Raw genomic sequence first — 4,795 nt, forward strand, 5'->3', positions numbered from 1 at the left:
AATATTTATTTTGCACACAAAATAATAGAGTCAATTTTTTAGAATTGCAAATACTTTGCATGCAAATTAAAATATAGCTTAGCTACTTTGTAGGAATATGTGATGAACTACCCACAACTAAAACTAGACGCTCAAATCTGCCACCGCCTCTACATGGCTTCCAATGGTATTGCCCGTGCTTACCGAGCATCTTTACAAAAACTCGACCTAACCTATCCTCAATATGTGGTCATGATGGCACTTTGGGAGAAAGATGAAATCAGCATTGCAGAATTACTAGAGAAAACTGCCATCGATGGCGGTGCTATGACGCAAATCTTAAAGAAAATGACTGACAAAGCCCTGCTTTGTATCGTTAAAGACGAAAAAGATAAGCGCAAACGAGTGGTAAAACTACAAAGTAAGGGTCATGATCTGCAACATCAAGCTGCCACTATTCCCGAGCAGATCCGCTGTAAGTTTCCAAGTATCGACGAGCAAAAAGCACATGCACTTATTGGGTTACTAGATTCGATCAATGGTGATTTGGCTTAAAGTAGAAATTAAACGATAGTCATTGTAGCGCATGTTCTAAATGTGCCAAAAACGCTGATATTTTTTTAGCCAGATGCTTACGGCCAGCATAAAACGCATAAAGCACAAGGTCTTCTGGTTGCTGCTCTAGCTTAAGTGGTACTAACTCGCCTGACTTGATTTCTGCTTTACAGGAGTTCAGTGGTAAGATGGCAAATCCAACTCCAGATAGGGCGGCAGACTTGGCCATAAACCCACTGTTTACCCTGAAGTTCGATTTAACATTCACTGTCGTCAATCTTCCTTCCTTAGTGGTAAATATCCAAGGAGTACCGTTTACGGCGGTAAGGGTTGAAATACAAGGGAGAGATTGTAAATCTGCTAATCTATACGGCGAAGTATGCTTTTCTAGCAAGCTGGGAGATGCCACCACGACACTTGGTAATCGAGCCAGCTCTTTAACCACCCAATTGCTATCCTCAAGCTTGCCACGATGAAAGTAGAGCACGACATCAAAGCCATCTAAGAGGTTTTCTCTTGGACTCAGACTGGTATCACAACTTATTGATATTAATGGATGCGCAGCGCAAAAGGTTACCACTGCTTGACCAAGTATGGGGATGTCTGGCATTAAGATACGCAAATGACCCATTGGCGTAGAGGCATATTTATTGACCTCTTGCAACGCATCCAATAGCGAATCGATTAACGGCTTGGTACTCACATAAAGCTGTTCACCCGCCTCTGTTACTGAGATCCGCCTTGTCGTTCGTTCCAACAATCTTGCATCAAGCTTTTCTTCAAGTAGTGCAATATGACGACTTACGTTGGAGGTCGGGATATCCAAAAACTCCGCCGCTTGTTTGAAGCTTAAGCATTCATAAACACAGTGGAAACTGTTAAGCCACCGAGGGTCAATCTGATCAATCATTTCGTTAGCCCAGAATATGGGTTTATCAATTCAATAACTGACACTTTATTACCTAATTAAGGCTAATACAATCAAGACTTCTTTGTTTATATCAATTAAGGATGTCTATGTTTTCAGCTTCAATAACCACCTTAGCAAGCCCAAAAGCTAAATTTGGGTTATGTTTTGTCATCCACTTTTTAATCGCATTAGATGCATTAATCATCGTGCCCTTTAGTGCAGAAATGGCGCTAAGTTCAGGTACCAACCCATCAAATTCAGGACTACTCGTTTCAGCTTATGCAATTGCCGCTGCTTTCACTTGTTTATGGGTGCGTGGTACCGGCAACCTTTCAAAGGAGAAATACAAGGTCTTCATTTTTCTGTCGGCAACCACATTGTTAACCTTGCTTACTTCAGCACTCGAGAGTTTTTATATCTTGCTTTTCGTACGTGCATTGACTGGCATCTGTGGCGGCGCATTGGTAGTACTCAATCTCAACTTGGTGATCCAGCTAAGCCATGAAAACGACAAGAAAAAAGACACCGCGATACTGCTGAGTGCTTTTCCACTCGCCTTGTCAATTGGGATCCCTGCTCTATTATTTATCACTGCAAATCAAGGCTGGCAGTTGGGGTTTATGATACTAGGAAGTGGCTTAGCCATTACAGCGCTATTATTTACATTTATATTCCTCTCAAACATAAAGCAAGCTTCGAAAAGCAGCGCTAGCAACCCAATGCCAAGCAACACATTTAACCCGACCAAAACCCTTAAATACGCTCTGTTCATCGCATTTTTTGTGGTGTTAAGTACATTTGCAATTTCAACTCAATTTCCGGTGATGCTAATTACCAACTTAAGCATCTCAAGCTCGATGCTAAGTGCATGCTATTTGTTAAGTGGTGTCTGTTCGTTTGTTGCAGTTCAGCTATACGCTCGACAAAAGCTAAACAATCACACAACCTCATACTTAATTTACTTTCTTAGTGGCTTGATGATATTGGCGACCTTGTTTGGCTTTACGATAAGCTCAGTTATTTTTGCAGCCGGACTTTTTACCCTGTTTGTGATTGCAAGCGCTACCCGCTCTATGATCTTAGTGACAGAACTTATAACCTCACTTCACGCAGAAGAGCGCAGTACCTTTATCAGTCTGCAAAATGCGATACAGCACTTTGCGATAGCCTCTGGCGGCACTATTGCAAGTTTGCTAGTCACGCCCCGCGAAAACCACACACTTAATTTTAATGTTTTGATTGTTGTCTCAACCCTATTGGTAGTCATAACGGTTGTTATGTGGAAAAACTTTCAAAGAAAGCGCTTTTAATCGCGATTTAGTAATTGAGCAACAGATAATTGGGCAGTTTGATTGTCAATAAGTGACGCAGCTTTCCCAATTACCGCTCTGATCCGTTTTAATAAGGCAATCCACTATGGTTATGCCTTACTCTAAGCGCGCCTCTATGCGATAATGCCTGTCTATCGTTAATCATATGTATCCGCATCGCGGCAAACAGCTTAGTTATCACGGTATACACACTTGTGTGAACTGATATACACATTAACTTACACAGTAGTCATACCATCACGACAAATATGATTAACCAAAACAAACAAAAACAGTAGAATAACTTTTTGATTTTATGACAAATGCAAACCAATCAGATACACCAAATAATGCCCAGAACATCCCAACTATTTTCTGGCACGACTACGAGAGCTGGGGTGCGACGCCGCAAAAAGACAGGCCAAGCCAGTTTGCTGGGATCAGAACGGATCTGGATCTCAATATTATTGGTGAGCCACTGATTGAGTATTGTCAACCAGCGCCTGACTATCTCCCGCATCCTCAGGCGTGTTTGGTTACAGGGATCACACCACAGTTAGCACTAAAAAAAGGCCTGACCGAGGCCGAGTTTATGGCAAAGATCCACGCGGAATTTGCCAAACCACAAACCTGCGTTGCTGGATATAACAGTATTCGATTTGATGATGAGCTAACCCGTTATAGCCTTTATCGTAACTTTTATGACCCCTATGAGCGTGAATGGCAAAATGGTAATAGCCGCTGGGACATCATAGATCTGGTAAGAGCCTGTTATGCGCTTCGCCCCGAAGGCATTGAATGGCCAACCAGAGAAGATGGCAATCCGAGTTTTAAACTCGAACACTTAACTGTCGCCAATGGCATTGAGCACGGTGCAGCCCACGATGCCTTGAGTGACGTTACCGCAACGATTGCGCTGGCTAAACTGATTAAAACCAAACAGCCAAAACTGTATGAGTTCTACTTTAATCACAGACATAAAAAAGCGGTGTCGAGCCTAATCGACGTTTTCAATATGCAGCCTTTAGTACACGTTTCTTCTATGTTTCCAGCACAACAAGGTTGCACCACTTGGATCGCACCGATGAGCTTTCACCCAATCAATAGTAATGCTGTGATCTGCTTTGATTTAACACAGTCGCCGGAGGTATTGAATGACCTTGACGTTGAGTCGCTCAAACAAAGGCTTTATACAAAACGCAGTGAATTGGGTGAAGATGAGCTACCAGTTGGATTAAAACTAGTACATATCAATAAATGCCCGTTGGTAGCACCAGCTAAGACCCTCTTGCCCGAAAACGCAGCAAGGCTTGGAATAGACCGCGAGCAATGCCTAGAAAACTTAAAGTATCTTAAAGCACGTCCAGAGCTAAGGGATAAGGTTGCAGAAGTCTTTAGCGATGAAAAGGGATTCGAGAAACCAAGTAATCCGGATTATCAACTCTACGATGGTTTCACTAGCAAAGCCGATAAAGCCAAATTTGCAATCATTCGCAATGCATCGCCCGAAGAGTTGGCGACCATTGAACTGGATTTTGAAGACAGCAAATTTAACACGTTGCTGTTTCGCTATCGGGCAAGAAATTGGCCGCAGTCGCTCTCACCTGCAGAGCTTGATAAATGGCGTAAATATTGCCAAAACAAGTTGATGCATAATGAAGATAATCCTTCAATTTCAGCCGAAGATTTTATGCTGGAGCTTGAAAATTTAGTCGCAGAGAATGAAGGTAATGAGCGCAATATGCAGATCTTAAAAGCCCTTTATCATTACGCTCAAAGTTTGTAATTAGCGGGTTTTCGGTCATAGAGTGTCGGCCTAAAGGCCGACCTACGGTTTTAGATGTTACCCATTTCCCAGTACTTTGGCAGGATCCGTTTTGGTGGCTTGCCAAGCAGGATATAAGCTTGCGACGACTGCCATAACAAAAGTCGCTGGAGCTTGAAAATTTAGTCGCAGAGAATGAAGGTAATGAGCGCAATATGCAGATCTTAAAAGCCCTTTATCATTACGCTCAAAGTTTGTAATTAGCGGGTTTTCGGT

4 protein-coding genes and 1 pseudogene are annotated in these 4,795 nt (G+C 42.4%); 3 read left to right on the plus strand and 2 right to left on the minus strand.

Going from position 1 to position 4,795, the window contains the following annotated elements:
• Positions 1-102: 102 nt before the first annotated feature.
• Positions 103-534 carry a MarR family transcriptional regulator gene (locus L1D50_RS21595; RefSeq protein ID WP_128726045.1) on the plus strand — a complete coding sequence of 144 codons (432 nt, stop codon included), beginning with the start codon at positions 103-105 and terminating at the stop codon, positions 532-534.
• Positions 535-553: 19 nt separating this feature from the next.
• Here the strand turns inward: L1D50_RS21595 and L1D50_RS21600 are convergent, their stop codons facing one another.
• Positions 554-1,444 (minus strand): LysR family transcriptional regulator, encoded by an 891-nt coding sequence (locus L1D50_RS21600; RefSeq protein WP_239966793.1) that lies wholly within the window; start codon positions 1,442-1,444, stop codon positions 554-556.
• A 107-nt stretch (positions 1,445-1,551) separates the two neighbouring features.
• On the opposite strand from L1D50_RS21600, the gene L1D50_RS21605 reads away from it, so the two are divergent.
• Both L1D50_RS21605 and sbcB read left to right on the plus strand, forming a co-directional pair.
• Positions 1,552-2,754, plus strand: a complete 1,203-nt coding sequence (locus tag L1D50_RS21605) for an MFS transporter (protein ID WP_128726043.1) — start codon at positions 1,552-1,554, stop codon at positions 2,752-2,754.
• Positions 2,755-3,070: 316 nt separating this feature from the next.
• Entirely contained in the window at positions 3,071-4,540 is a 1,470-nt protein-coding gene (sbcB, locus tag L1D50_RS21610; RefSeq protein ID WP_239966794.1) for an exodeoxyribonuclease I, read from the plus strand.
• Positions 4,541-4,597: 57 nt separating this feature from the next.
• Here the strand turns inward: sbcB and L1D50_RS21615 are convergent.
• Positions 4,598-4,795 (minus strand): annotated as a pseudogene (locus tag L1D50_RS21615) (hypothetical protein); the annotation flags it as partial.

The sequence above is a fragment of the Pseudoalteromonas sp. Isolate6 genome, assembly GCF_022398435.1.
Lineage (GTDB): Bacteria > Pseudomonadota > Gammaproteobacteria > Enterobacterales > Alteromonadaceae > Pseudoalteromonas > Pseudoalteromonas galatheae.